Origin of the sequence: Mesorhizobium sp. UC74_2 (assembly GCF_042701485.1) — a bacterium.
GTDB lineage: Bacteria > Pseudomonadota > Alphaproteobacteria > Rhizobiales > Rhizobiaceae > Mesorhizobium.
This window is the reverse complement of record NZ_CP170562.1, coordinates 2,796,275-2,819,382: the sequence shown is the minus strand read 5'-3', so window position 1 is coordinate 2,819,382 and position 23,108 is coordinate 2,796,275. Positions and strand designations below refer to the sequence as shown.

Genomic DNA, 23,108 nt, shown 5'->3' with positions numbered 1-23,108 from the left:
CCGGGACCATGCGCTAGGGAAATCCTGGGCCACGGACTGGAGTGGGCATGATTCGTCTTATCGGCTATTTTTTCGGCATCGGCACGATGCTGGCTCTGCTGGCCGCCGCGGTTGTCGCGATCTATGTCGGCAATCTGGCCAAGGAGCTGCCTGACTACGAGGTCCTGGCCAAATACGAGCCGCCTGTCACCACCCGCATCCACGCTTCCGATGGTGCGCTGATGGCCGAGTATGCCCGTGAGCGTCGTCTGTACTTGCCGATCCAGGCCGTGCCGGATCGCGTCAAAGCCGCTTTCCTGTCGGCCGAGGACAAGAATTTCTATTCGCATCCAGGCATCGACATCACCGGTCTTGGCCGCGCCATCATCGTCAACGTGCAGAACTGGGGTTCGCGCCGTCCGGTCGGCGCCTCGACGATCACCCAGCAGGTGGCGAAGAACTTCCTGCTCACCGCCGACCAGACGATGGACCGCAAGATCAAGGAAGCGATCCTCGCCTTCCGCATCGAGCAGGCCTATTCCAAAGACCGTATCCTTGAACTCTATCTCAACGAGATCTTCTTCGGCCTGAACGCTTATGGCGTTGCGGGCGCAGCGCTGACCTATTTCGACAAGTCGGTGAACGAGTTGACGGTGGCGGAAGCCGCCTATCTCGCCGCACTTCCGCGTGGCCCGTCCAACTATCACCCGTTCCGGCACACCGAGCGTGCCATCGAGCGCCGCAACTGGGTCATCGATCAGATGGTCGAGAACGGTTACGTCACCAAGGAGGAGGGTGCCAAGGCCAAGGCCGAGCCGCTCGGCGTCAAGCCGCGCCGCAACGGCACCTATCTATTCGCTGGTGAGTATTTCACCGAGGAAGTCCGCCGGCAGATCATCTCCCGCTATGGCGAGAATGCACTCTATGAAGGCGGTCTTTCCGTCCGAACCACGCTTGATCCTAAGTTGCAGCTGTTCGCTCGCAAGGCGATGCAGAACGGCCTGATGAAATTCGATACGTTGCGCGGCTATCGTGGCCCGATCACGCATATCGACGTGTCAGGCGACTGGGGGCCGGGGCTGGGCGCCGTCAAGTCTTTGAGCGACGTGCCGGAATGGACGCTCGCCGTCGTGCTCGACAGCTCCGGCGAGGGTCTGTCCATCGGCCTGCAGCCTGATCGCGAGGCTTCCGGTGACCTCGTCAAGGAGCGGGTCGAAGGCACGGTATCGCGCGAGGATATGAGTTGGGCGATGCGCTACAAGCAGGGTGACAAGACGCTGAAGGCGAAATCCCCGACGGAAGTCCTGAAGGCCGGCGATGTCATCTTCGTTCAGAAGAAGGGTGACAGCGGTTCCGATTATCTCCTGCGCCAGGTGCCGCAGGTCGAAGGCGGCCTCGTCGCCATGGATCCGCACACCGGCCGTGTGCTTGCCATGGTCGGCGGCTTCTCCTATGCCGCTTCCGAGTTCAACCGCGCCACGCAGGCCATGCGTCAGCCTGGCTCATCATTCAAGCCGATCGTCTATGCGGCGGCCTTGGACAATGGCTATACGCCGGCCTCCGTCATCATGGATGGTCCGATCACCATCCAGTCTGGCAACACCACCTGGACGCCGAAGAATTACGACGGCAACTCGGCCGGTCCGTCGACGCTGCGCAACGGCATCGAGCGTTCGCGTAACCTGATGACCGTTCGCCTCGCCAATGACATGGGCATGAAGCTGGTTGCGGAGTACGCGGAGCGTTTCGGCGTCTACGACAAGCTGGCGCCATATCTGCCGATGGCGTTGGGTTCCGGTGAAACAACGGTCATGCGCATGGTTTCGGCCTATGCGATCATGGCCAATGGCGGCAAATCGATCAAGCCGTCGGTCATCGACCGTATCCAGGATCGTTACGGCAAAACGGTGTTCCGTCAGGATGAGCGTACCTGCGAGAACTGCAACGCGACCGAATGGAAAAACCAGCCCGAGCCGGAACTGACCGACAATTCCGAGCAGGTGCTGGACCCGATGACGGCGTACCAGATCACCTCCATGATGGAGGGCGTGATCAAGCGCGGCACCGGTGCCACCGTTGCCGAACTCGGCTACCCGATGGCTGGCAAGACCGGCACGACCAACGACGAGAAGGACGCCTGGTTCATCGGCTTCACGCCGAATCTTCTGGTCGGTCTCTATCTTGGTTATGACCAGCCCAAGCCGCTCGGCAAGGGCATCACGGGTGGCGGTCTCGCGGCGCCGATCTTCAAGGACATGATGCGCGAAGCGCTTGTTGGTCAGCCGAAGATCGAATTCAAGGTACCGGAAGGCATGACCTTGGTCGCGATCAACCGCAAGACCGGCATGCGTGCCAACGAGGGCGACCCCAACACGATCATGGAAGCCTTCAAGCCCGGCACGGGTCCTGCCGACAGCTACTGGGTGATCGGCATGGGGTCTGACGGCTCGAATGGTCCCGGCACGGGGATTTCGCCGCAGGCTTCGCAAGCGATCCAGTCGGGTGGCGGCGGCCTCTACTGACGAGACGATCCTTATTGGATGGGCCGGCTCTATGCCGGCCCATTTTCCTTTACAGGCGACGGGGGGATGCCTATGTATCGCGCCGACTTGCTTGTTGGGATCCATGCCATCTTGAGCCGGCAACGGCGGGCAGGTGTCCTTTGAATCTCAGCTGGCCCCGAGTGGCGACGGTCGTCACTTCGCAAACCGGAAAAGAAAAGAGATCATGCGCGCGGAAACGCAGAACATTGTCGACGAGATCAGGCAGGCGATAACCCTGCTGAGGAGGCATCTTTGACTGGGATCAAGCGCTAAAACGGCTTGAATACCTGAACGTCCGTGCCGAGGACGCCAGCCTGTGGAACGATCCGCAGGAAGCGCAGAAGCTGATGCGCGAGCGCCAGGGTCTGGAGGAGGGCATCGGCACGGTCAAGGGCGTCACCCAGGCACTCGAGGACAATATCGGCCTGATCGAACTCGGCGAGGAAGAGGGCGATGAAAGCGTCGTCCAGGAAGCCGAGACGGCGATTCGCTCGCTGGCCGGCGAAGTCCGCGCGCGCCAGATCGAGACCATGCTCTCGGGTGAAGCCGACGGCAACGACACCTATCTGGAAGTCCACGCCGGTGCCGGCGGCACCGAAAGCCAGGATTGGGCGAACATGCTGTTGCGCATGTACACGCGCTGGGCCGAACGTCGCAAATTCAAGGTCGAGGTCCTGGAAGTCCATGATGGCGAAGAAGCCGGCATCAAGTCGGCGACAGTGCTCATCAAGGGCCACAATGCCTATGGCTGGCTGAAGACGGAATCGGGCGTGCACCGTCTTGTGCGCATCTCGCCCTACGATTCCAACGCGCGCCGCCACACCTCGTTCTCATCGATCTGGGTTTATCCGGTGATCGACGACAACATCCAGATCGACGTCAGCGAATCCGACGTGCGCATCGACACCTACCGGTCGTCGGGTGCCGGCGGCCAGCACGTCAACACCACCGACTCGGCCGTACGCATCACGCATATCGCGACCGGGATTGCGGTCGCCTGCCAGGCCGGGCGTTCACAACACCAGAACCGCGCCAAGGCATGGGAGATGCTTCGGTCGCGCCTCTACGAGGAAGAGCTGAAGAAGCGCGAAGCAGCTGCCAGCGCGACGGAAGCCGCCAAGACCGATATCGGCTGGGGCCACCAGATCCGATCCTATGTGCTGCAACCCTATCAGCTGGTGAAGGATCTGCGCACCGGCGTGGAGTCGACAAGCCCGTCGGACGTGCTCGACGGCGACCTCGACGACTTCATGGAAGCCTCGCTGTCGCAGCGCATCGAAGGCGGCGTGGGGCAGCCTGTCGCGGATATCGACTAGGAAAATCCGCCCTGTTTCGATGGCCTCCTGACGTTAAGTTGTCAGGAGGCTCTCTCTATGCTGTGTTGCTAATCCAATGGCACAGCGAGGAGAGCCGATGATCATCAAGGGAAGCTGTCACTGCAGGGCCACGACGTTCGAGGTGTCGGAGGCGCCGCAAACGGTGACACAGTGCACCTGCTCCTTCTGTTCGAAGCGTGGCTCGCTCTGGGCCTACTACACGCCCGACAAGTTCAAGCTTACCAGTCGTCCTGAAAATGTGAGCTTCTACCGTTGGGGCTCCAAGACCATCAAGCACGGCTTCTGCGCGATTTGCGGCTGCGGCACCTTCACCGAGACGCCGGACTGGTCGACTGGCGAGCCGGATTTCGACAATCCCAAGATCAGCATCAACTCGCGCCTGTTCGACGATTTCGACCTCGATACAGTCGAGGTGGTGATCATCGACGGCAAGAACCTCTGGTAGTCGCGACTGGAGTTTTCCTTGCTCGACGCGATGATCCTGAGGGCACGCGGAAAAACCCCGCGCTCCGCCATTTCATGCTCCGGTTTCTGCCGCAATTCGTGCTAGAAGGGCGGCTAAGGACTTGCCCGCGCGCCGAGTCGCGGCCGTAGTTTGGAGAGGGATATCTCATGAAGAAAATTGTGCTCAGCGTGGTGGCTACGGCGGTGTTGGCCAGTGCCTGCACGACCGATCCCTACACGGGTGAGCAGAAGGTTTCCAATACCGCGGGCGGCGCCGTTCTCGGCGGTCTGGCTGGCGCGGCGCTTGGCACGCTTGCAGGTGGCAACGATCGCCGCAATGCGCTGATCGGTGCGGGCATCGGTGCGCTGGCAGGCGGCGCCATCGGTTCGGTGATGGACCAGAATGAAAATGCGCTGCGTCAGCAGCTGCAGGGCACCGGCGTCAGCGTTACCCGCGTTGGCAACCAGATCGTTCTCAACATGCCATCCGACATTACTTTCGCCACTGACCAGGACTCGGTGAAGGCGAGTTTCTACTCGGTGCTGAACTCCGTTGCACTGGTCCTGAAGAAGTACAATCAGACTACCGTCGACGTGTTCGGCCACACCGACTCGACCGGTTCGGACCAGCACAATTTCGACCTGTCGCAGCGCCGTGCGCTCTCGGTGGCGAACTACCTGTCGTCGCAGGGTGTCGATTCGCGGCGCTTCGCGGTCACCGGCTTCGGCAAGACCCGGCCGGTTGCTCCCAACAACACCGCCGAAGGCCGCGCGCAGAACCGCCGCGTCGAGATCCAACTTTCTCCGCTTACCTGAGGCTCGGCCTCTACGGATACGAAAACGGCCCCGCTCGGGGCCGTTTTTATTTGGGTGTTTGTAGAAAACTCAGTCCGGCATCGGGCGAGATCCACCCGACTGCATTCAGACCTTGGCGACGATCTTCATGAAGGCGGGCACGTCATCACCGAAGCCGATTGTCTTATCGTCTTCCTCCTCGCGGTGGTGACGGGAGTGGCGCTGTTCGCGATGCGGGCGCTGATCCTTGCGGTCGGTGTCCCTGCGATCGGCATTGTCGGCGCGGATTGCCTCCTTGCGCTGCTTGCGGTCGTCACCCGCAGGTGCAGCCGCTTCAGTCGGAGCCGGGATCGCCTCGCCATTTTCGTTGGCGGCATGCCTGTCGCCGCGCTTGCCCTTGTTACGCCGGTCGTCGCCATCCTTGCGACCGCCACGGCGCTTGTCGCCGCGGCCGCGGCGTGGTGCCTCATCGGCGTCCTCGCTGACAACCAGCGTCGAAAGATCGCCGTCGAACCATTCGATCTGTTTGCCGATCAGCTTCTCGATCGCGTCGACATATTTGGTATCGCCCTTGGTGGCGATGGTGAACGACTTGCCGGAGCGTCCCGCGCGGCCTGTACGGCCGATGCGGTGGACATAGTCTTCGGCATGGATCGGTACGTCGTAGTTGAAGACGTGGCTGACGTCCGGAATATCAAGTCCGCGGGCGGCGACGTCCGACGCCACCAGCAACTTCAGCTTGCCGTCGCGGAAGTTGGACAACATGGTCATGCGCGCGCGCTGGTCCATGTCGCCATGCAGTGCGCCGGCGTTGAAGTCATGTTTCAGCAGCGAACGGAACAGTTCCGAGACTTCGACCTTGCGGTTGCAGAAGATGATGGCGTTCTTCAGCCCTTCTTCCTCTGCGTGGATCAGGTCGCGCAGGACGGCACGTTTGTCCCACGGTTTCGAGCCGGCCTTGACCAGGCGCTGCGTCACTGTCGAAGCCGTGGTTGCAGCCTTGGCGACCTCGATGCGCACCGGGGCGTGCAGGAACTGCTCGGTGAGCTTGGTGATCTCGGGCGGCATGGTCGCGGAGAAGAACAGCGTCTGCCGGGTGAATGGGATGAGTTTGCAGATGCGCTCGATGTCGGGAATGAAGCCCATGTCGAGCATGCGGTCAGCCTCGTCGATGACGAGGATTTCGACGCCGGTCAGCAGCAGTTTGCCACGTTCGAAGTGATCGAGCAGGCGACCAGGGGTTGCGATGAGCACGTCGGCACCGCGTTCCAGCTTCTTTTCCTGGTCCTCGAAGGAAACACCGCCGATGAGCAGCGCCACGGTGAGGCGATGGTTCTTGCCGTATTTGACAAAATTCTCCTCGACCTGGGCCGCCAATTCACGTGTCGGTTCCAGGATCAGCGTGCGCGGCATGCGCGCCCTTGCGCGGCCCTTTTCCAGCCGCGTCAACATCGGCAGCACGAAGGATGCGGTCTTGCCGGTTCCGGTCTGGGCGATGCCCAGGACGTCCTTGCCTTGCAAAGCGTGCGGGATCGCGCCGGCCTGGATCGGCGTCGGCTGCGTGTAGCCGGCGTCTGTCACGGCGGAAAGAACCTTGGGCGAGAGGCCGAGGTCGGAAAAAAGCAACGCTTCTTGAGCGGTCTGGGTGTCTGAGGACAAGTTTTGCTGTCTTTGGCTTGTATGGGGAGCGCGGCGGCTTCCGTCGCGGCAGACGCCTCGCGTCTTCGATATCGTGAACGCCGATAGGCGCAAGTCCACGTTTTGTCAACACAAACGGGCTTGAAAGCCGGCAATCACGCGGTCTTTTGCCTAAGGTAGTGTCTGATAGGGTTCCGTCAAGCCGGGCGCAGGCTCAATATCGGAACTGTTCGGCCAGGATACGCTCATCCCAGGAGTGGTTGGGATCGAACAGCACCGTGGCAGTCGCGGTCAGGGATTCTCGCACCGTCACCGACGTCACAGCCTTCACCTCGGTGTGGTCGGCGGCGGCGTTCACCGGCCGCTTTTCTGCCTCCAGTATGTCGAAGCGTACCGTTGCGCGGTTGGAAAGCAGCGCGCCACGCCAGCGGCGCGGCCTGAACGGGCTCACCGGGGTGAGCGCCAGCAGGGGAGCATCGAGCGGCAGGATCGGGCCGTGGGCGGAAAGGTTGTAGGCAGTGGAACCCGCCGGCGTGGCGATCATGACACCGTCGCAACTCAATTCCTCGAGGCGTACATGGTCGTCGACGGCAATGCGGATCTTGGCCGTCTGGTAGGACTGGCGCCATAGTGCCACCTCGTTGATGGCAAGCGCTTCGACGGTTTCGCCTTCGGCGTTGGTTGCCGACATTTCCAGCGGCCGGATGGTTTCCGGTACCGCCTTGGCGATGCGTTCGGTCAGGCCTTTTTCGCGGAACTCGTTCATCAGGAAGCCGATCGTGCCCCGGTTCATGCCGTAGACACGCTTGCCGCTGCTCATCGTGTCACGCAGCGTCTGCAACAGGAAACCGTCGCCACCGAGGGCGACGATCGTATCGGCTTCATCGACCGGTACCTGGCCATAGCGGGCACTAAGCCGCTCCAGCGCGGCCCGGGCGTCGGCGGTTTCGGAGGACACAAAGGCGAGGCGGCTTACGGTATTCGTCATGGCTCCCGGCGGGCGATCCTCGGCATCGACCAGCGCGGCGTAGCATGGTCAACCGGCACCTGCAAAGGGCGTCATGGTAAGCACGGCAAGATCACTGCCATTCGCGACGGACGAATCATTGCACCGTGTCTGCTTGCGCAAACATGGTTAAAATCCGTCTTAATTTTTCTGAAATTTGCTTTGCCCATGCTTGGGGCAGCAATCGGTGGGCGGGGGCCAAGTCGAGAGCTTTCCCATTGTCGATGTCACGCCTGATGATCCTTTTCCTGATGCTCGGTTCGTTCGCCGTGATGTTCTCCATCGTGGTCCGGGCCTCAGACCAGATGAACCAGCCGGTCGTGTCTTCAAAATGCACGGGCGTGCTGATGCCTTGCCTGAGCAAGCGTTGATCAGGAACTGAAAGGCGGAGAAGAAGTGCCAGCCCGGGGCAGGACATTGCAACTGCAGGCTGAATTGAATGGTGCCGGCGGAGAGGATCGAACTCCCGACCTTCGGTTTACAAAACCGCTGCACTACCGCTGTGCTACGCCGGCTCCAGGACACCGCAACTTGGTGGCCAATCGGTACTTCGGATCCTCCGATCCCGGTTTCAGTTGCCAGGTTGGAGGAACATGGCGCACCGGTTAGCACATTTGCCGCGCCAGTAAAGACAATTGTCGGCAACTTGGATGCCGCAATGCTCCCCTGGCCGGGCGTCGAGCATGAAATCGGCCAGTTTCATCCTTATATCCATGGCGATGCCTGCTAGCGGGTATCGTTGATGGGGTTTGTCCATGATCCGAATCGTCGTCGTCGGTTTGATCGTATTCGCCGTCTGGCTTCTGGCGATGAAGCTGCTGCGTGCCCTCAAAGGCGCCAATGTCGACTGGACCGGCGTCAGTTTCGCCATCGGCTTCATCGTGCTGGCGTTCTGGCTGCGCCACGTCACCGGAATGGGCTGATGGCAACGTTCAGCGTTTGGTGCTGCCACCAATCATCTTGGTGATCTCCACTGCTGCATTCCGCACCAGCGGCCCGATCTCCGTCAGGCGTTCGGGCGTCACCCTTGCCGTCGGCCCCGATACCGAAACGCCACCGATCGGTTCTCCGAATTCGTTGAAAATCGCGGCGGCAACGCAGCGCATGCCAAGGTTCCGTTCCTCGTCGTCAACGGACCAGCCTCTTTCGCGAATATCCTTCAGATCGAGCGCCAATGCGGGCAGGGTGGACAAGGTTTTCGCGGTAAAAGCTTCGAGCCCGGTCTTGCGGCTTATGGCGGCAACACGATCGCCGTCGAGATAGGCCAGCACGGCCTTGCCGATGCCGGAGGCATGAAACGGGCTGCGCGTACCCGGCCGGAAGAAGGCACGGATCGCCTGATGTGTCTCGACCTGGCTGACAAACACAACGCAGTCGTCTTCGGCCAGACCCAGATTGGCGGTCTCGCCGGTCTTTTCCATCAGCTCCTGCATGACGATGCGGGCACGGTCGACCAGCTTGCGCCTGCGCAGAAATGCGGCGCCCATGCGGTAGGTCTCCACACCGATCGACCAGAGCTGATCGGTTTTGTCGAACTCGACCATGCCGTGTGTTTCGAGTGTCGTCAGCATGCGGTAGGCGGTCGAGGCGGCGATGCCGGAAGCGTTGGCCACCTCCGAGAGCGACAGGCCGCTACCTTCCGCGACAATGGCAAGGATGCGCAGCGCGCGATCCAGCGATTGCACCTGCGCGGTGTCTGCAGGGGCGTTGAATGCGCGTGGGCGTCCGCGCTGGCGTTTTTCGGTTTGTTCCATATCCGCATTGTCGCCAAAACTGGCCGATCATCAATAAAAAATTTTTTCGAATTGCCGATAGCGATTTGATTGGAAAACGGAATCTTTTTTAAAATCAGTATGAAAGGGATAAATTTCAATAATGAAAAATTATTTTGGAAAAATTGAAAAATACGCGAGCCGCTGGCAGAGTCGGACCATTCGAACATCACCGTTTTGGAGGGCTCAGATATGGCCAGGATGCGCGCAGTCGATGCGGCGGTTCTCGTTCTCGAGAAAGAGGGGATCAAATGCGGCTTCGGGGTGCCGGGTGCTGCCATCAATCCGTTCTATTCGGCACTGAAGGCACGCGGCACCATTGGCCATGTCCTGGCGCGCCATGTCGAGGGAGCTTCCCACATGGCGGAGGGCTATACCCGTGCCAAGGCTGGCAATATCGGCCTGTGCATCGGCACCTCCGGTCCAGCTGGCACCGACATGATCACCGGCCTTTATTCGGCGGCGGCCGACTCTATTCCGATCCTGTGCATCACCGGCCAGGCGCCGCGTGCCCGTCTCACCAAGGAAGATTTCCAGGCCGTCGATATCGCCGCGATCGCTGGTCCGGTCGCCAAGTGGGCGGTGACGGTCATGGAGCCCTATCTGGTTCCGATGACGTTGCAGAAGGCTTTCCATCTGATGCGCTCGGGTCGCCCAGGCCCGGTTCTGGTCGACCTGCCGATCGACGTTCAGCTCGCCGAAATTGAATTCGACATCGACGCCTACGAGCCGCTGCCGCTGGCCAAACCCGCGCTGACCCGCGCCCAGGCGGAAAAAGCCCTGGCCATGCTGAACCAGGCCGAGAGGCCGCTGATCGTCGCCGGTGGCGGCATCATCAACGCCGACGCTTCCGACCTGCTCATCGAATTTGCCGAGATCACCGGCGTTCCGGTTGTTCCGACCCTGATGGGTTGGGGCACCATCCCCGACGACCACGCCCTGATGGCAGGCATGTGCGGCCTGCAGACTTCGCACCGCTACGGCAACGCGACCATGCTGGAAGCCGACTTCGTGTTCGGTATCGGTAATCGCTGGGCCAACCGCCACACCGGTTCGGTCGATGTCTACACCAAGGGCAGGAAGTTCATCCACATCGACATCGAACCAACCCAGATCGGCCGCGTCTTCGCGCCGGATCTTGGCCTTGTCTCCGACGCTGGTGCGGCGCTGAAGGCGCTGCTCGACGTCGCCACCGAGTGGAAGACGGCCGGCAAGCTGCGCGACTGGTCCGGTTGGGCCAAATCTTGTCAGGAACGCAAGAAGACCCTGAAGCGCAAGACCCATTTCGAGCAGGTTCCGCTGAAGCCCCAGCGTGTCTACGAAGAGATGAACAAGGCATTCCCGCGCGACACCACCTATGTCACCACGATCGGCCTCAGCCAGATTGCCGGTGCGCAGTTCCTGCATGTCTACAAGCCGCGCAACTGGATCAATTGCGGCCAGGCCGGCCCGCTCGGCTGGACGTTGCCGGCAGCGCTTGGTGTTCGCGCCGCCAGTCCGGATGCTTTTATCGTTGCGCTGTCGGGTGACTATGATTTCCAGTTCATGATCGAAGAACTGGCGGTCGGTGCCCAGCACAAGCTGCCCTACATCCACGTCGTCGTGAACAACGCCTATCTCGGCCTCATCCGCCAGGCACAGCGCGGCTTCCAGATGGACTACGAAGTCAGTCTTGCCTTCGAAAACCAGAACAGGAAGGATGACCCTGAAGCAGGTTATGGTGTCGACCATGTCGCCGTCGCCGAGGCGATGGGCTGCAAGGCGGTTCGGGTTCGCAAACCGGAAGAGTTCGCCGGTGCCTTCAAGGAGGCCGAACGGCTGATGAAGGAGCATCAGGTTCCGGTCGTTCTGGAATTCATCCTGGAGCGTGTCACCAACATCTCCATGGGCACCGAGATCAACAACATCACCGAATTCGAGGAACTGGCCGAGAAGAACGAAGACGCTCCCACGGCGATCGTGCTGCTCGACTGAATCTGTTCCCGAAGTCGTTGACTCAATTTCCAAGGAAGTTCCGCTATGCCACGGTTTTCAGCCAATCTTTCGATGCTCTTCAACGAGCACGAGTTTCTTGATCGCTTCGATGCGGCGGCCCGCGCCGGCTTCAAGGGGGTCGATATATCGGTCCCTACGACCACACTCCCGAGGTGGTCGCTGCCCGATTGAAGAAGAACGGCCTGACACAGGTCCTGTTCAACCTTCCGGTCGGGGACTGGGGCAAGGGCGAACGCGGTATCGCCGTGCTGCCGGACCGCATCCATGAGTTTCGACAGGGTGTTGCCAAGGCCATCACCTATGCGCATGCGCTGGGTTGTGACCAGGTCAACTGTCTTGCTGGTATCACCCCGGCCGGCGTGTCGCAGCAGGCGCTCGAGAATGTCTTTGTCGAGAACCTCGGCTTTGCCGCCGAGAAGCTGGAGCAGGCCGGTATCAAGCTGTTGATCGAGCCGATCAACACCCGTGACATTCCCGGCTTCTTCCTGACCAACACCGGGCAGGCGCTCGATATCATCGAGCGGGTCGGCTCGAAGAACCTCTATCTGCAGTACGACATCTATCACATGCAGGTCATGGAGGGGGATCTCGCCCGGACCATCGAGGCCAATCTCGGCCGCATCGCGCATATCCAGCTGGCGGACAATCCCGGACGCAACGAGCCGGGGACGGGCGAGATCAACTATCCGTTCCTGTACGAGCATATCGACCGCATCGGCTATGCGGGCTGGATCGGGGCTGAATACAAGCCGAAGGCCGGCACCGAGGCTGGGCTGGGCTGGTTCCACGCTCTGAACGGCAAGGGCAGCGCTGCGGCCTGACTGCATCCTCTGGAAAATTTCTGCCTCCTCCAGCGGCGCGAGCCGGCTGGCGGGAAGACGACTGACTTCGAAAGGACAATGACAATGGAAAAGATCGGTTTCATCGGCCTCGGCATCATGGGCACGCCGATGGCGGGACATCTGCTCGACGCCGGCTATGAGGTCGTGACAACCGACCATTTCGCAAAGCCCGCGCCGGAGCTTTCCGCCAAGGGCATCAAGGTCGTGACCGGCAATGATGCGGTGGCGCGTGCGGCCGACATCATTATCCTGATGGTCCCGGACACTCCGCAGGTCGAGGATGTCCTGTTCGGCGGCAAGGGTGTCGCCGAGGGCCTGTCAAACGGCAAGCTGGTCATCGATATGAGCTCGATCTCGCCGATCTTCACCAAGGAATTCGCCGCCAAGGTCAAGGCGACCGGTGCGGATTATCTCGACGCTCCGGTTTCGGGCGGCGAGGTTGGCGCAAAGGCGGCTTCGCTCGCCATCATGGTCGGCGGCGAGGAGGCTTCGTTTGATCGCGCCAGGCCGATCTTCGACAAGCTCGGCAAGAACATCACCCTCGTCGGCCCGAATGGCTCCGGCCAGACGGCGAAGGTGGCCAACCAGATCATCGTCGCACTCACCATCGAGGCGGTCGCCGAGGCGCTGGTGTTTGCTTCCAAGGCGGGTGCCGATCCAGCCAAGGTGCGGCAGGCTCTGATGGGAGGCCTCGCCAATTCGCGCATCCTGGAAGTTCACGGCGAGCGCATGATCAAGCGCACCTTCGCGCCGGGTTTCCGCATCGAGTTGCACCAGAAAGACCTGAATCTCGCACTGGAAGGCGCCAGGTCGCTGGGTGTTGCGTTGCCCAACACCGCGACCACACAGCAGCTCTTCAACGCCTGCGCGGCCAATGGCGGCGCCAAGGATGATCACTCCGGGGTGGTCAAGGCGCTGGAGTTGATGGCCGGGCATCCTGTGGCCTGATCTTCAGGGAACCTCTCCCCGGGCGCATTCTTCGGGATGCACCGTTTTTGAGGCCTGCCTTTGAAGCGTCTTCTGGTACTGCGTGCCCAGGAGGAGATGACGCCCGGCGGCTCTGGAGGAGTGGGTTCCCGATTGCGGTTCGGCTGGGAGCGGCGGACCGCCTCCAGATCCACCTCGTCGAGGCCTTGTGCAGCGGCGAGGTGGATCTACCTACCATCGCCCACCTTGGCGGTTTCTCCGCTTTGACGGAGATTTCACGTTCAGGCGCAAGCCCTTGCCCTCGATCCCAACGCGAGGGCATTCTTTTTGGCGATACAGATCAGCCGAGGAATCGTCGCACCGCGTAGAGCGCTACTGCGGCAGCGTTGGAAACGTTGAGCGAGCGGATGGCTCCCGGCATGTCCAGCCTGGCCAATGCCGTCACTGTCTCGCGCGTCTTCTGACGCAGACCTTTGCCTTCGGCACCCAGAACCAGGGCAATCCTGTCGCCAGAGAAGGTTTTCTCAAGCTCTGCCGGCCCCGCCGAATCGAGGCCGATCGTCTGGAAGCCCGCCTCATGCAGTTCATCGAGCGCCTCGGCGAGGTTCTTCACCTCGATATGGTCGATGTGCTCCAGCGCGCCGGACGCCGATTTTGCCAACACGCCGCTTTCCTGTGGGCTGTGACGCGCGGTGGTGATCAGGGCGCCGGCACCAAAGGCGACGGCAGAACGCAAGATGGCGCCGACATTATGCGGATCGGTGACCTGGTCGAGGACGAGCACCAGATTGCTGTCGCCAAGCGCATCGAGCCGTTTTGGTTTCAGCGGTTCGGCCTCGATCAGGACACCTTGGTGCACGGCGTCTGATCCCGTCAGCTTATCGATATCGCGTGGTTCGACCAGTTCAGCCTTGAAGGGCAGGGTGGCGATGTCTGAAATCTCGAGCCGCTCCAGTGCGTTGCGCGTGACCAGCATGGAGCGGATGCGACGGCCGGGGTTGTCGAGTGCCGCACGCACCGTATGCAGTCCATAGAGCCGCACCAGCCCGTTTGCCGGGCCTTCGCCTGGCGCGACCTTCGGGCGTGGTCGGAAAGCAGGCCCGCCGCCGGTCTTTTCTTCGCGGTGCGCACGCCGCAGCCGCGCGTAGTGGCTGTCCTTCGGCGTTCCCTTCTTGGTGTCGTTGCTCATCAGGTGGCTCCGGCATCGTGCAAGCGCAATTTTAGTGCAGATGTCGCGGCTGTGTCCAAAAGTAAACCGGTATGTCGGCTTTTCTTTCGAGGGATTGCAGAATCCCGGCGGGGCCGTTGTTCCGGGATTGAAACAGGCCTGGCAATCGCCTGAAGCTTCGCAGGGCGGGCTGCATTTTACGCCTTTCATCTTAGCCGCGACAGGTTTGCGGAGGTTGGTTGGGAGCGGCTGCTGCTCCATATGAAGAAAATCATCCTGGTGGTTGCCGGCCGTGGTTGACAGGCCGAACCTCAACCGCCATAAGGCACCCGGTTTCCGGCCGGCCGATCCCACAACAGGGACAGGTCACGGTTAAGGGAGAATGTCCCGAGCGGCAAAGGGGGCGGACTGTAAATCCGCTGGCTACGCCTTCGTAGGTTCGAGTCCTACTTCTCCCACCACTTCTTTTTCATGAGAACAAGGTCGAATGGCCGCAAGGCAGCTGCCTTGTTCAGTCGGCCAAATTTCTTGTGGAACGGGCTTCCGGATCGCCGTCATCTCCTCTATGGATGCGGACGCAAAGCGGGTGTAGCTCAATGGTAGAGCAGCAGCCTTCCAAGCTGAATACGAGGGTTCGATTCCCTTCACCCGCTCCAGTCACTTCCATCATCTAGAAAATAAAGGCCGCGCGAAGCGCGGCCGATATCCCGTTTGCGATGGCGGCGCCTCCATGCGCGGAGACGCCAGAGCTGGCCGGCTAGAACACCGCCAGATATTTGAGCAGCGACACGATGCCGATCAAAATCACGATGATCTGCACGATTTGCCTGATGCGGCCGTCCAGCGGCAGCCGCTGCACGAGATAGAGCACGAGCACAATCACCAGGAAGGTGATCAGGATGCTGATCAGCATGGAAGAAGCCATGACAATTTCCTCATACGGTTGACTGGGGTCCGGTAAAGCGCTGGATCGGACCTACCAGTAGCCATCCCTGCCGTTGTGAGACCTGGCCAGGGCCATCCCTGCGAGCAGAGCCAATGCGCCAACCACCGCGACGACCGCCGTTGTGGCGCGCGGGTTCTCCCTCGCCGTCTCCGAAACGGAATGTGCCTGGCTACGCAGATGGCGCATGGCCCTTGCCGCGGTTGCCGAGGCGGTCCGGTAGGTATCATCGGCGTGATCGATGGCCTCGTCGAAGACCTCAGCTCCGCGCGCGGCCAGCGATTTGTTGAGCTTTGCGACCTCGCGGCGCAATTCCGCGAGTTGCCCTTCGAGGGCCGCCTGGATGTCTGTTCCGTTGGCGTGCGTCTGTTTGGATGTAGTGACCATTCCACACTCCTCTGATCGAGATACACAGCCGAAACGATGGAGGTGGACGGTTCGTTCCGAAATTGTGCAATCCGAGAAATAACGTTGCCTGGCAACGCGTTACAAAGGCTGTTGGAGTTTTTGCTCGCTGCTGGCCGCAAGGAAAAACGCCGCCCTGGGAGAGTGGCGGCGTTTCGCGCGTTGATTCGAAAGCTGATGAGCGACGCAGGCTAGGCGCTGAGCCGTCCCCATTCCTGCGCCACCGTGAGCGCGGCGCGGTCGAGTGCTTCTTCGGTCAAGATACCCTTGTTGTGGGCAAAGCGCTCGAACGCGTCGCGAGCCTTTGCTGCAGGTTGCACGCGGGCGATGGCGTCGCGGCAGGAAGCGATTGCCGCGGCATGGTCGTCGTCGCGGGTGCCGTTCCATTCAAGCAACACGTCATAGGCTTCGAGCGCATTTTCGACATCGCGCGGAAAGCCGAGGCCCATGAAGATCGAAACGGGATTGTTGAAACGAAGGTCGGTCATGGAAGTCCGTCTCCTTGATGATGGCGCCTTTTTGGCTGGCCAAAAGGGGCAAGGAAATGGTCGGCCCCGTCACAAATGGAGACGCGATTGTGCAGATGCGTGATGGAATCGATTAAGTTCCTTTGCTGCGGCGGCGGCGCAGGACTCTCCGGAATGTCGCAGTCGGTACGCAGGTCCGTCATTCAAATGAAAAACGGGCGCCGAAGCGCCCGTCTTCATCTGGCAAAAGTGCGAAACTCAGTTGCCGAACAACGATTCGAGTTGGTTGCGCGAGGGCACCTGACCGTTCGGCGTCAGCTTGTCGACAACGCCCGGCAGAGCGTTGGACAGTTGCTTCAGGAGCTCTTGTTCGTCGAGTCCGGTACGAGCCGCGATCTCACGGATCACCTGCGGACCAAGGGCTTTTCCGAGCGTGCCGGCGTCGATCGACTGGTTCTGGCCGGTGCCAACCCAGGAATCGGCAACCTGACCGTGGCCGGCGTCCTTCAGCTTGTCGAGCAGGCCGCCAAGACCGCCGAGCAGGCCTCCGTCGGCGCCGGTGTTGTCGGGCGCGGCGGGCTCAGGCGCAGGCTGCTGCGCCGAACCGCCACCGCCGAGCATTTTGCCCACTAGCAGGGCGCCCAGCGCGATCATCAGGGGTTTGGTGATGTTGCCGCCTGGAACGGCGTTGTCGAACAATCCCATCGTGGATCTCCATTGTGAACAGTCCTGGCCCACTCAGTCCGGCCCACGCTGACAATTGACCCTCTCCACGACAATTTCAAGACGAGCTTGAGCTTTGGCGCGCGCTATGGAAATCTCAGCTTGCCTGGGGGCAAACGGAGCAGCGCAATGGGAATCATCAGCTGGATTATCCTCGGTGTCATCGCCGGCTTCATCGGCAGCAAAATCGTTAATAAGAGTGGTCAGGGCTTCCTGATGGATATCGTGCTCGGCATAGTCGGAGCGATTGTCGGTGGTGTGATCTTCAGCGCCTTCGGTGCTACCGGTGTCACCGGGCTCAATATCTACAGCTTGATCGTCGCCGTGATCGGTGCGGTCGTAGTTCTGTGGGGCTATCACGCCATCAGCGGTCGACGCGCCTAGCGCTTCGAACCAATAGAACTTGGAAAGGGCCGCAGACGACAAGTCGCGCGGCCCTTTCTTGATCGAGCGTTCGATCTCGGAAGCGCTTACTGACCCCAGATACCCTGGCCGTAACCGGGGTCAGGCATGGTGAAGGGATCCTGGTCGGTCGGCGAGACACGGGGTGTTGCAATCGGAGATGCAATCGAAGCCGTGGGTGTATGATCGACCTGTTCGACGACGTGGCGGTTTGCCTTCTTCACATAGGTTCCGTTGGCTGCGAAGGCACTGCCGGAAGCGGCAACCAGCAGCGCGGCTGCGGTGACAACGATCTTGTTCATGGACGAAAACTCCTTGATTTCAAACCCGTGCCTGGTTTCTGGAAGCAACCATCGGCGGGCATGATGGATATGTGCAGGTGCTTGGCCGGCTTCCAATCACGACATGATCGCGCGCCGTCACGAGATCGTGGATCGACCGTGAACGACGACGTCGTTGGGGCCTCTTGTGAACTAGGTTTGAATTCCTACATTCGGGCAAATCCACTGCACTGATCCCACGCAGTCGATGCGTGCGGTTTCGACGCCAGCTACAAGAGGCTTGTGTTTTGCGGCCTTTGTCGCTAATCGCCGCGCATCCGACTGAACGTAGGTCCAGGCCGTCCAAGGAAAGAGACTATGGCAAAAGGTAAATTCGAGCGTACGAAGCCTCATGTGAACATTGGCACGATTGGTCACGTTGACCATGGCAAGACGTCGCTGACGGCAGCGATCACGAAGTACTTTGGCGAATACAAGCCTTACGATCAGATCGATGCGGCGCCGGAAGAGAAGGCTCGCGGCATCACGATCTCGACGGCGCACGTCGAGTACGAGACGCCGAACCGTCACTATGCGCACGTCGACTGCCCCGGCCACGCCGACTATGTGAAGAACATGATCACCGGTGCTGCCCAGATGGACGGCGCGATCCTGGTTTGCTCGGCCGCTGACGGCCCGATGCCGCAGACGCGCGAGCACATCCTGCTTGCGCGCCAGGTTGGCGTTCCCGCGATCGTCGTGTTCCTAAACAAGGTCGACCAGGTCGACGACGCCGAGCTTCTGGAGCTGGTCGAGCTGGAAGTTCGCGAGCTTCTGTCGAAGTACGAGTTCCCGGGCGACGACATTCCGATCATCAAGGGTTCGGCTCTGGCTGCGCTTGAAGATTCGGACAAGAAGATCGGTGAAGACGCGATCCGCGAGCTGATGGCAGCGGTCGACTCCTACATCCCGACGCCTGAGCGTCCGATCGACAAGCCGTTCCTGATGCCGATCGAAGACGTGTTCTCGATCTCGGGTCGTGGCACGGTTGTGACCGGTCGCGTCGAGCGCGGCATCGTGAAGGTCGGCGAGGAACTGGAAATCGTCGGCATCCGTCCGACCTCGAAGACGACCTGCACGGGCGTCGAGATGTTCCGCAAGCTTCTGGACCAGGGCCAGGCCGGCGACAACATCGGCGCGCTGCTGCGTGGCGTTGACCGTGAAGGCGTCGAGCGCGGCCAGGTTCTGGCCAAGCCGGGCACGGTGAAGCCGCACAAGAAGTTCAAGGCGGAAGCCTACATCCTGACGAAGGAAGAGGGTGGCCGTCATACGCCGTTCTTCACGAACTACCGTCCGCAGTTCTACTTCCGCACGACGGACGTGACGGGCATCGTCTCGCTGCCGGCCGGCACCGAGATGGTGATGCCTGGCGACAACATCACCGTTGACGTCGAGCTGATCGTGCCGATCGCCATGGAAGAGAAGCTGCGCTTCGCTATCCGCGAAGGCGGCCGCACCGTCGGCGCCGGCATCGTCGCTTCCATCGTCGAGTAATCGGCGATTTGATTGAACGAATGAAAAAGGCGGTCCTCGGGCCGCCTTTTTTGTTTTGCGAGGATGAAAGCGCTTGGGCGGGGCCGAGGGCCAAATCTGCCCGTCCGGCCAGCTTGCATCCTGTGCCGCGTTTCGAGACATTGCGTCCCTTCATATCAGCAAGGGAAACGACGGCATGACCGCGGATGTACCCACGCTTTACGACTGGGCCGGCGGAGCCGACCGGCTCATCCGGATGACCTCGACATTCTATGACAAGGTAGCGAAAGACCCTGTGGTCGGGCCGGTGTTCCAGAACATGTCGCCGGACCATCCCGCCCACGTAGCGGCCTTCATCGGCGAAGTCTTCGGCGGACCGAAGACCTATTCCGAGAAGCATGGCGGACATCGAGAGATGGTGATGCATCATCTCGACAAGCATCTGACCGAGGAGCAGCGCCGCCGCTGGATCAGTCTTCTGATGGATTCGGCGGATGAGGTGGGCGTGCCGGACGATCCGGAGTTCCGTTCGGCCTTCGCCGCCTATATCGAATGGGGCTCGCGGCTGGCGAAGATGAACTCCAATCTGGGTGCGACCTGCGATCCGGAGGAAGAGCCGATGCCGCAATGGGGCTGGGGCGTGCCGGGCGGGCCCTACAAACCACCAACCGGCTGAGGCATAATTGGCCGGAATTCAGGGAACAGGTCGGCCGATGGATACGACAATCGTTGCGCGGTGGCAGGAATGGGAAGGCGGCGGCACCCAGCACCTGGTGTTGAACCGCCGGCTCGACGGATTGTCGGTGGATGCGGTTGCCGTCTCCTCAGATCCGCATCCCTTCGCAGTGCGCTACAGGATGGCGATCGACACAGACTGGCTGACCCGTCGCGTGGAAGTCGCGTTGGTCGGTCGCGAGGATGATTTGGTGCTTGAAGCCGACGGCGCCGGGCATTGGACGATGAACGGCCGGTCGATGCCAGCGCTGGACGGCGCATTGGAGCCGGACCTGTCGGTCAGCCCGTTCACCAACACGCTTCCGGTGAAGCGGCTTCGCCTCGCCAAGGGTGCGAGCGCGGAGATCCGCACTGCCTACGTCTATGCGCCGACGCTTGAGGTCTTTCCGGACCCTCAGCGCTATACCTGCCTGGAAGAGGGCCGACTCTATCTCTATGAGTCGCTGGACAGTGACTTCCGCCGCGAGGTCTCGTTCGACGAGCATGGTATGGTCACGGAGTACCCGGGACTGTTTCGCAGGCTTTTATGATCGGGCCGGCTTGCTGTGTGATTTGCACAAAAGCTGCTCTTTACAGACGGCACGGAAGCTTCTAGGAAGCGCCTGCCGCGCAGATGATGCGTCGCAACGTTAGGGGTATAGCTCAGTTGGTAGAGCGGCGGTCTCCAAAACCGCAGGTCGCGGGTTCGAGCCCTGCTGCCCCTGCCAGTTTCCCAAATTCCTTGAAAGCTCTGGCCTTGAAATGGCCGCAAGCCTTGCCATATGAGCATTTTTCGGGCATAAGGGCGCCCATAGCCGGGACGGAACGACTGGATGGTTCCGATGCGGCGTTTGGTCATAAAGCGGAAGCTTGCCACTTGCGTGGAACAAGAATCGGTTTTATGTAGACACGACAGACACGCGGCGCGTGGAGCTGGGAAGCCAGCTTTGCGCGTCTGATTTGCATGGATCGAAGGCTTGCTGATTCGGCTTGATCTTCGGTTCTGCGGCACGTCCCGGCCGGCGGGATCATCCAGGAGATCCGGTCAACGGGTCTTGAAAGCAGAGCGGACATGGCGTCGAAGACAACCAATCCTTTCGTCTTCCTTCAGCAGGTGAGGGCGGAGACCGCCAAGGTCACCTGGCCTTCCAGGCGGGAAACGATGATTTCGACGGTCATGGTCCTGGCCTTCGCGGCGATTGCCATGATTTTCTTCTTTGCTGCCGACCAGATCATGGGTCTGGCGGTCGAGATGATCCTCGGCATCGGCAAGTAAGACCACCACGACGGGGATAATTGATAGATGACTGCGCGGTGGTACATCGTTCACGCTTATTCGAACTTCGAAAAGAAGGTCGCTGAGGACATCGAAAACAAGGCCAAGCAGAAGGGCCTGTCGGAGCGTATCGAGCAGATCGTGGTGCCGACCGAAAAGGTTGTTGAGGTTCGTCGAGGCAAGAAGGTCGATGCTGAGCGCAAGTTCTTCCCCGGCTACGTGCTGATGAAGGCTGATCTGAACGACGCGGTGATTTCGCTGGTGAAGAACACGCCGCGCGTTACTGGTTTCCTCGGTGAGGACAAGCATACGGCCAAGCCGATGTTCATCACCGAAAAGGAAGCCGAGCGCATCCTGCATCAGGTGCAGGAGGGTGTTGAGCGGCCGAAGCCGTCGGTCACTTTCGAGATCGGCGAGCAGGTGCGGGTTTCGGACGGGCCTTTCGCCTCGTTCAATGGTTTCGTCCAGGAAGTGGACGAGGAGCGTGCCCGCCTCAAGGTGGAGGTTTCGATCTTCGGGCGCGCTGTGCCGGTCGATCTCGAATTCGGTCAGGTCGAAAAGGGCTGATCGGTTCTCGTTCTCCTGCGGGAGGGCGAGAGGGTGGCGCGCTCAGCGCTGCCATGAACGGTGGGAGGTGAGGGCGGCTTAGCCGGCCGAACGAACCGAACCACCAGACTGCAACCGCCGGCGTCTTCCTGAAGTTCGGGAGCCGGCATGACTGAAGGCAGGAAAGAGTATGGCTAAGAAAATAGCGGGCCAGCTCAAGCTCCAGGTTGCCGCGGGTTCTGCGACTCCGTCGCCCCCGATCGGCCCGGCGCTTGGTCAGCGTGGCATCAACATCATGGAATTCTGCAAGGCGTTCAACGCGCAGACGCAGGAGCTGGAGAAGGGTTCGCCCATTCCGGTCGTCATCACCTACTATCAGGACAAGTCGTTCACCTTCGTCATGAAGACCCCCCCGGTGAGCTACTTCCTGAAGAAGGCCGCCAACCTGAAGTCGGGCTCGAAGGAGCCGGGTAAGGTGAAGGCTGGCACGATCGCCCGCGACAAGGTGCGCGAGATCGCCGAGAAGAAGATGAAGGACCTGAACGCCAACGACGTGGAAGCAGCAATGCGCATGGTCGAAGGCTCCGCCCGTTCGATGGGCCTGGAAGTGGTGGGCTGAGACGATGGCAAAGATTGCAAAGCGTGTAGCCAAGACCCGCGAAGGCATCGACCCGAACAAGGCCTATGGCCTGGGTGAGGCCCTGCAGATCCTCAAGGATCGCTCGAAGGTGAAGTTCGACGAGACCATCGAGATCGCCATGAACCTCGGCGTTGATCCGCGTCACGCCGACCAGATGGTTCGCGGCGTGGTCAACCTGCCGAACGGCACGGGCAAGAACGTGCGCGTCGCCGTGTTCGCGCGTGGCGACAAGGCTGAAGAAGCCAAGGCCGCTGGTGCCGACATCGTTGGTGCCGAGGAACTGGTCGACATCGTCCAGAAAGGCACGATTGATTTCGATCGCTGCATCGCCACGCCGGACATGATGCCGCTGGTCGGTCGTCTGGGTAAGGTGCTCGGCCCGCGTGGCATGATGCCGAACCCGAAGGTAGGCACTGTCACTGCTGACGTCGCCGCTGCCGTCAAGGCATCGAAGGGCGGCGCGGTCGAGTTCCGTGTCGAGAAGGCAGGCATCGTGCATGCTGGCATCGGCAAGGTGTCGTTCGACGTCAAGGCGCTGGAAGAAAACATCCGCGCTTTCGCCGATGCGGTCACCAAGGCCAAGCCGACCGGCGCCAAGGGCAACTACGTCAAGAAGGTGTCGGTCACCTCGACGATGGGCCCCGGCTTGAAGCTGGACGTCGCCACCCTGGCGGTGGCCTGAAGTATTGAAAGGCAGGTTGGCGCCTGAAGCGCTGGCCTGCCTGAAGAATTCCGGCCCTCGTGCAAGCGGGG

At 60.9% G+C, this 23,108-nt stretch carries 25 protein-coding genes, 4 tRNA genes and 1 pseudogene; 19 read left to right on the top strand and 11 right to left on the bottom strand.

What is annotated here, in order from left to right; translation table 11 throughout:
- The first annotated feature begins 47 nt into the window (after positions 1-47).
- The 4 genes from ACFJIU_RS13720 to ACFJIU_RS13705 all read left to right on the top strand — a co-directional run bounded on the left by ACFJIU_RS13720 (position 48) and on the right by ACFJIU_RS13705 (position 5,119).
- On the top strand, positions 48-2,501 hold the full coding sequence (locus ACFJIU_RS13720; RefSeq protein ID WP_379072328.1) for a penicillin-binding protein 1A: 2,454 nt from the start codon (positions 48-50) through the stop codon (positions 2,499-2,501).
- Positions 2,502-2,706: 205 nt separating this feature from the next.
- Positions 2,707-3,838 (top strand): peptide chain release factor 2 gene (gene prfB, locus ACFJIU_RS13715; RefSeq protein WP_379072325.1). Its coding sequence is split into 2 segments (ribosomal slippage): positions 2,707-2,772 and positions 2,774-3,838, totalling 1,131 coding nucleotides; the frame shifts between segments, so codons are not numbered across the junction.
- A gap of 97 nt (positions 3,839-3,935) precedes the next feature.
- Complete coding sequence (locus tag ACFJIU_RS13710) at positions 3,936-4,304, top strand: GFA family protein (protein ID WP_379072322.1); 369 nt, start codon at positions 3,936-3,938, stop codon at positions 4,302-4,304.
- Between the two features lie 167 nt (positions 4,305-4,471).
- The gene (locus ACFJIU_RS13705; RefSeq protein ID WP_129415689.1) at positions 4,472-5,119 is read left to right on the top strand and encodes an OmpA family protein; all 648 of its coding nucleotides are present in this window, start codon (positions 4,472-4,474) and stop codon (positions 5,117-5,119) included.
- 105 nt (positions 5,120-5,224) lie between these two features.
- Here ACFJIU_RS13705 and ACFJIU_RS13700 read toward each other — a convergent pair whose 3' ends face one another.
- From ACFJIU_RS13700 to ACFJIU_RS13685, 4 genes are all read right to left on the bottom strand, one after another.
- Positions 5,225-6,757, bottom strand: a complete 1,533-nt coding sequence (locus ACFJIU_RS13700; RefSeq protein WP_379072319.1) for a DEAD/DEAH box helicase — start codon at positions 6,755-6,757, stop codon at positions 5,225-5,227.
- Positions 6,758-6,950: 193 nt separating this feature from the next.
- The gene (locus tag ACFJIU_RS13695) at positions 6,951-7,724 is read right to left on the bottom strand and encodes an NAD kinase (protein WP_379072316.1); all 774 of its coding nucleotides are present in this window, start codon (positions 7,722-7,724) and stop codon (positions 6,951-6,953) included.
- 115 nt (positions 7,725-7,839) lie between these two features.
- On the bottom strand, positions 7,840-8,160 hold the full coding sequence (locus ACFJIU_RS13690) for a hypothetical protein (protein WP_379072314.1): 321 nt from the start codon (positions 8,158-8,160) through the stop codon (positions 7,840-7,842).
- 22 nt (positions 8,161-8,182) lie between these two features.
- Positions 8,183-8,257: transfer RNA gene (locus ACFJIU_RS13685), tRNA-Thr, on the bottom strand.
- A 240-nt stretch (positions 8,258-8,497) separates the two neighbouring features.
- On the opposite strand from ACFJIU_RS13685, the gene ACFJIU_RS13680 reads away from it, so the two are divergent.
- The gene (locus ACFJIU_RS13680) at positions 8,498-8,665 is read left to right on the top strand and encodes a hypothetical protein (protein WP_379072311.1); all 168 of its coding nucleotides are present in this window, start codon (positions 8,498-8,500) and stop codon (positions 8,663-8,665) included.
- Positions 8,666-8,674: 9 nt separating this feature from the next.
- Here the strand turns inward: ACFJIU_RS13680 and bhcR are convergent, their stop codons facing one another.
- On the bottom strand, positions 8,675-9,496 hold the full coding sequence (gene bhcR / locus ACFJIU_RS13675) for an HTH-type transcriptional regulator BhcR (RefSeq protein ID WP_379072309.1): 822 nt from the start codon (positions 9,494-9,496) through the stop codon (positions 8,675-8,677).
- 210 nt (positions 9,497-9,706) lie between these two features.
- Between bhcR and gcl the strand changes: the two genes are divergently transcribed.
- From gcl to ACFJIU_RS13660, 3 genes and pseudogenes are all read left to right on the top strand, one after another.
- Positions 9,707-11,488: a glyoxylate carboligase gene (gene gcl / locus ACFJIU_RS13670; RefSeq protein WP_379072306.1), complete on the top strand. Its 1,782-nt coding sequence runs from the start codon at positions 9,707-9,709 to the stop codon at positions 11,486-11,488.
- A 45-nt stretch (positions 11,489-11,533) separates the two neighbouring features.
- A pseudogene (gene hyi, locus ACFJIU_RS13665) lies at positions 11,534-12,330 on the top strand (hydroxypyruvate isomerase).
- A gap of 84 nt (positions 12,331-12,414) precedes the next feature.
- On the top strand, positions 12,415-13,299 hold the full coding sequence (locus ACFJIU_RS13660) for a 2-hydroxy-3-oxopropionate reductase (RefSeq protein WP_379072303.1): 885 nt from the start codon (positions 12,415-12,417) through the stop codon (positions 13,297-13,299).
- Positions 13,300-13,618: 319 nt separating this feature from the next.
- Here the strand turns inward: ACFJIU_RS13660 and ACFJIU_RS13655 are convergent, their stop codons facing one another.
- On the bottom strand, positions 13,619-14,467 hold the full coding sequence (locus ACFJIU_RS13655; protein WP_379072300.1) for a TrmH family RNA methyltransferase: 849 nt from the start codon (positions 14,465-14,467) through the stop codon (positions 13,619-13,621).
- Between the two features lie 355 nt (positions 14,468-14,822).
- On the opposite strand from ACFJIU_RS13655, the gene ACFJIU_RS13650 reads away from it, so the two are divergent.
- Both ACFJIU_RS13650 and ACFJIU_RS13645 read left to right on the top strand, forming a co-directional pair.
- Positions 14,823-14,907 (top strand) — tRNA-Tyr (locus ACFJIU_RS13650).
- Between the two features lie 121 nt (positions 14,908-15,028).
- A tRNA-Gly gene (locus ACFJIU_RS13645) sits at positions 15,029-15,102 on the top strand.
- Between the two features lie 101 nt (positions 15,103-15,203).
- Here the strand turns inward: ACFJIU_RS13645 and ACFJIU_RS13640 are convergent.
- The 4 genes from ACFJIU_RS13640 to ACFJIU_RS13625 all read right to left on the bottom strand — a co-directional run bounded on the left by ACFJIU_RS13640 (position 15,204) and on the right by ACFJIU_RS13625 (position 16,966).
- The gene (locus ACFJIU_RS13640; RefSeq protein WP_129415681.1) at positions 15,204-15,371 is read right to left on the bottom strand and encodes a Thivi_2564 family membrane protein; all 168 of its coding nucleotides are present in this window, start codon (positions 15,369-15,371) and stop codon (positions 15,204-15,206) included.
- Positions 15,372-15,422: 51 nt separating this feature from the next.
- Positions 15,423-15,776: a hypothetical protein gene (locus tag ACFJIU_RS13635; protein WP_379072297.1), complete on the bottom strand. Its 354-nt coding sequence runs from the start codon at positions 15,774-15,776 to the stop codon at positions 15,423-15,425.
- A 209-nt stretch (positions 15,777-15,985) separates the two neighbouring features.
- Positions 15,986-16,282: a DUF982 domain-containing protein gene (locus ACFJIU_RS13630; RefSeq protein WP_379072295.1), complete on the bottom strand. Its 297-nt coding sequence runs from the start codon at positions 16,280-16,282 to the stop codon at positions 15,986-15,988.
- 237 nt (positions 16,283-16,519) lie between these two features.
- A complete protein-coding gene (locus ACFJIU_RS13625) occupies positions 16,520-16,966 on the bottom strand; it encodes a YidB family protein (protein WP_379072292.1) in 447 nt (148 codons plus the stop codon).
- Between the two features lie 147 nt (positions 16,967-17,113).
- Here ACFJIU_RS13625 and ACFJIU_RS13620 point away from each other — a divergent pair, with 147 nt between their 5' ends.
- Positions 17,114-17,368, top strand: a complete 255-nt coding sequence (locus tag ACFJIU_RS13620) for a GlsB/YeaQ/YmgE family stress response membrane protein (protein ID WP_129415677.1) — start codon at positions 17,114-17,116, stop codon at positions 17,366-17,368.
- An 86-nt stretch (positions 17,369-17,454) separates the two neighbouring features.
- On the opposite strand, the gene ACFJIU_RS13615 is transcribed toward ACFJIU_RS13620, so the two are convergent.
- Positions 17,455-17,688, bottom strand: a complete 234-nt coding sequence (locus ACFJIU_RS13615; RefSeq protein WP_379072289.1) for a hypothetical protein — start codon at positions 17,686-17,688, stop codon at positions 17,455-17,457.
- 336 nt (positions 17,689-18,024) lie between these two features.
- Here ACFJIU_RS13615 and tuf point away from each other — a divergent pair, with 336 nt between their 5' ends.
- From tuf to rplA, 8 genes are all read left to right on the top strand, one after another.
- On the top strand, positions 18,025-19,200 hold the full coding sequence (tuf, locus tag ACFJIU_RS13610; protein ID WP_379072248.1) for an elongation factor Tu: 1,176 nt from the start codon (positions 18,025-18,027) through the stop codon (positions 19,198-19,200).
- 175 nt (positions 19,201-19,375) lie between these two features.
- Positions 19,376-19,855, top strand: a complete 480-nt coding sequence (locus ACFJIU_RS13605) for a group II truncated hemoglobin (RefSeq protein WP_379072286.1) — start codon at positions 19,376-19,378, stop codon at positions 19,853-19,855.
- A gap of 37 nt (positions 19,856-19,892) precedes the next feature.
- Positions 19,893-20,444 (top strand): putative glycolipid-binding domain-containing protein, encoded by a 552-nt coding sequence (locus ACFJIU_RS13600; RefSeq protein WP_379072283.1) that lies wholly within the window; start codon positions 19,893-19,895, stop codon positions 20,442-20,444.
- A gap of 101 nt (positions 20,445-20,545) precedes the next feature.
- Positions 20,546-20,621: transfer RNA gene (locus tag ACFJIU_RS13595), tRNA-Trp, on the top strand.
- Between the two features lie 344 nt (positions 20,622-20,965).
- Complete coding sequence (secE, locus tag ACFJIU_RS13590; RefSeq protein WP_054314107.1) at positions 20,966-21,169, top strand: preprotein translocase subunit SecE; 204 nt, start codon at positions 20,966-20,968, stop codon at positions 21,167-21,169.
- 27 nt (positions 21,170-21,196) lie between these two features.
- Entirely contained in the window at positions 21,197-21,736 is a 540-nt protein-coding gene (gene nusG, locus ACFJIU_RS13585) for a transcription termination/antitermination protein NusG (protein WP_054314106.1), read from the top strand.
- Positions 21,737-21,905: 169 nt separating this feature from the next.
- Positions 21,906-22,334: a 50S ribosomal protein L11 gene (gene rplK / locus ACFJIU_RS13580; RefSeq protein ID WP_101934581.1), complete on the top strand. Its 429-nt coding sequence runs from the start codon at positions 21,906-21,908 to the stop codon at positions 22,332-22,334.
- A gap of 4 nt (positions 22,335-22,338) precedes the next feature.
- Positions 22,339-23,037, top strand: coding sequence for a 50S ribosomal protein L1 (gene rplA / locus ACFJIU_RS13575; RefSeq protein ID WP_379072278.1), 699 nt, complete (start codon positions 22,339-22,341; stop codon positions 23,035-23,037).
- Positions 23,038-23,108: the final 71 nt, after the last annotated feature.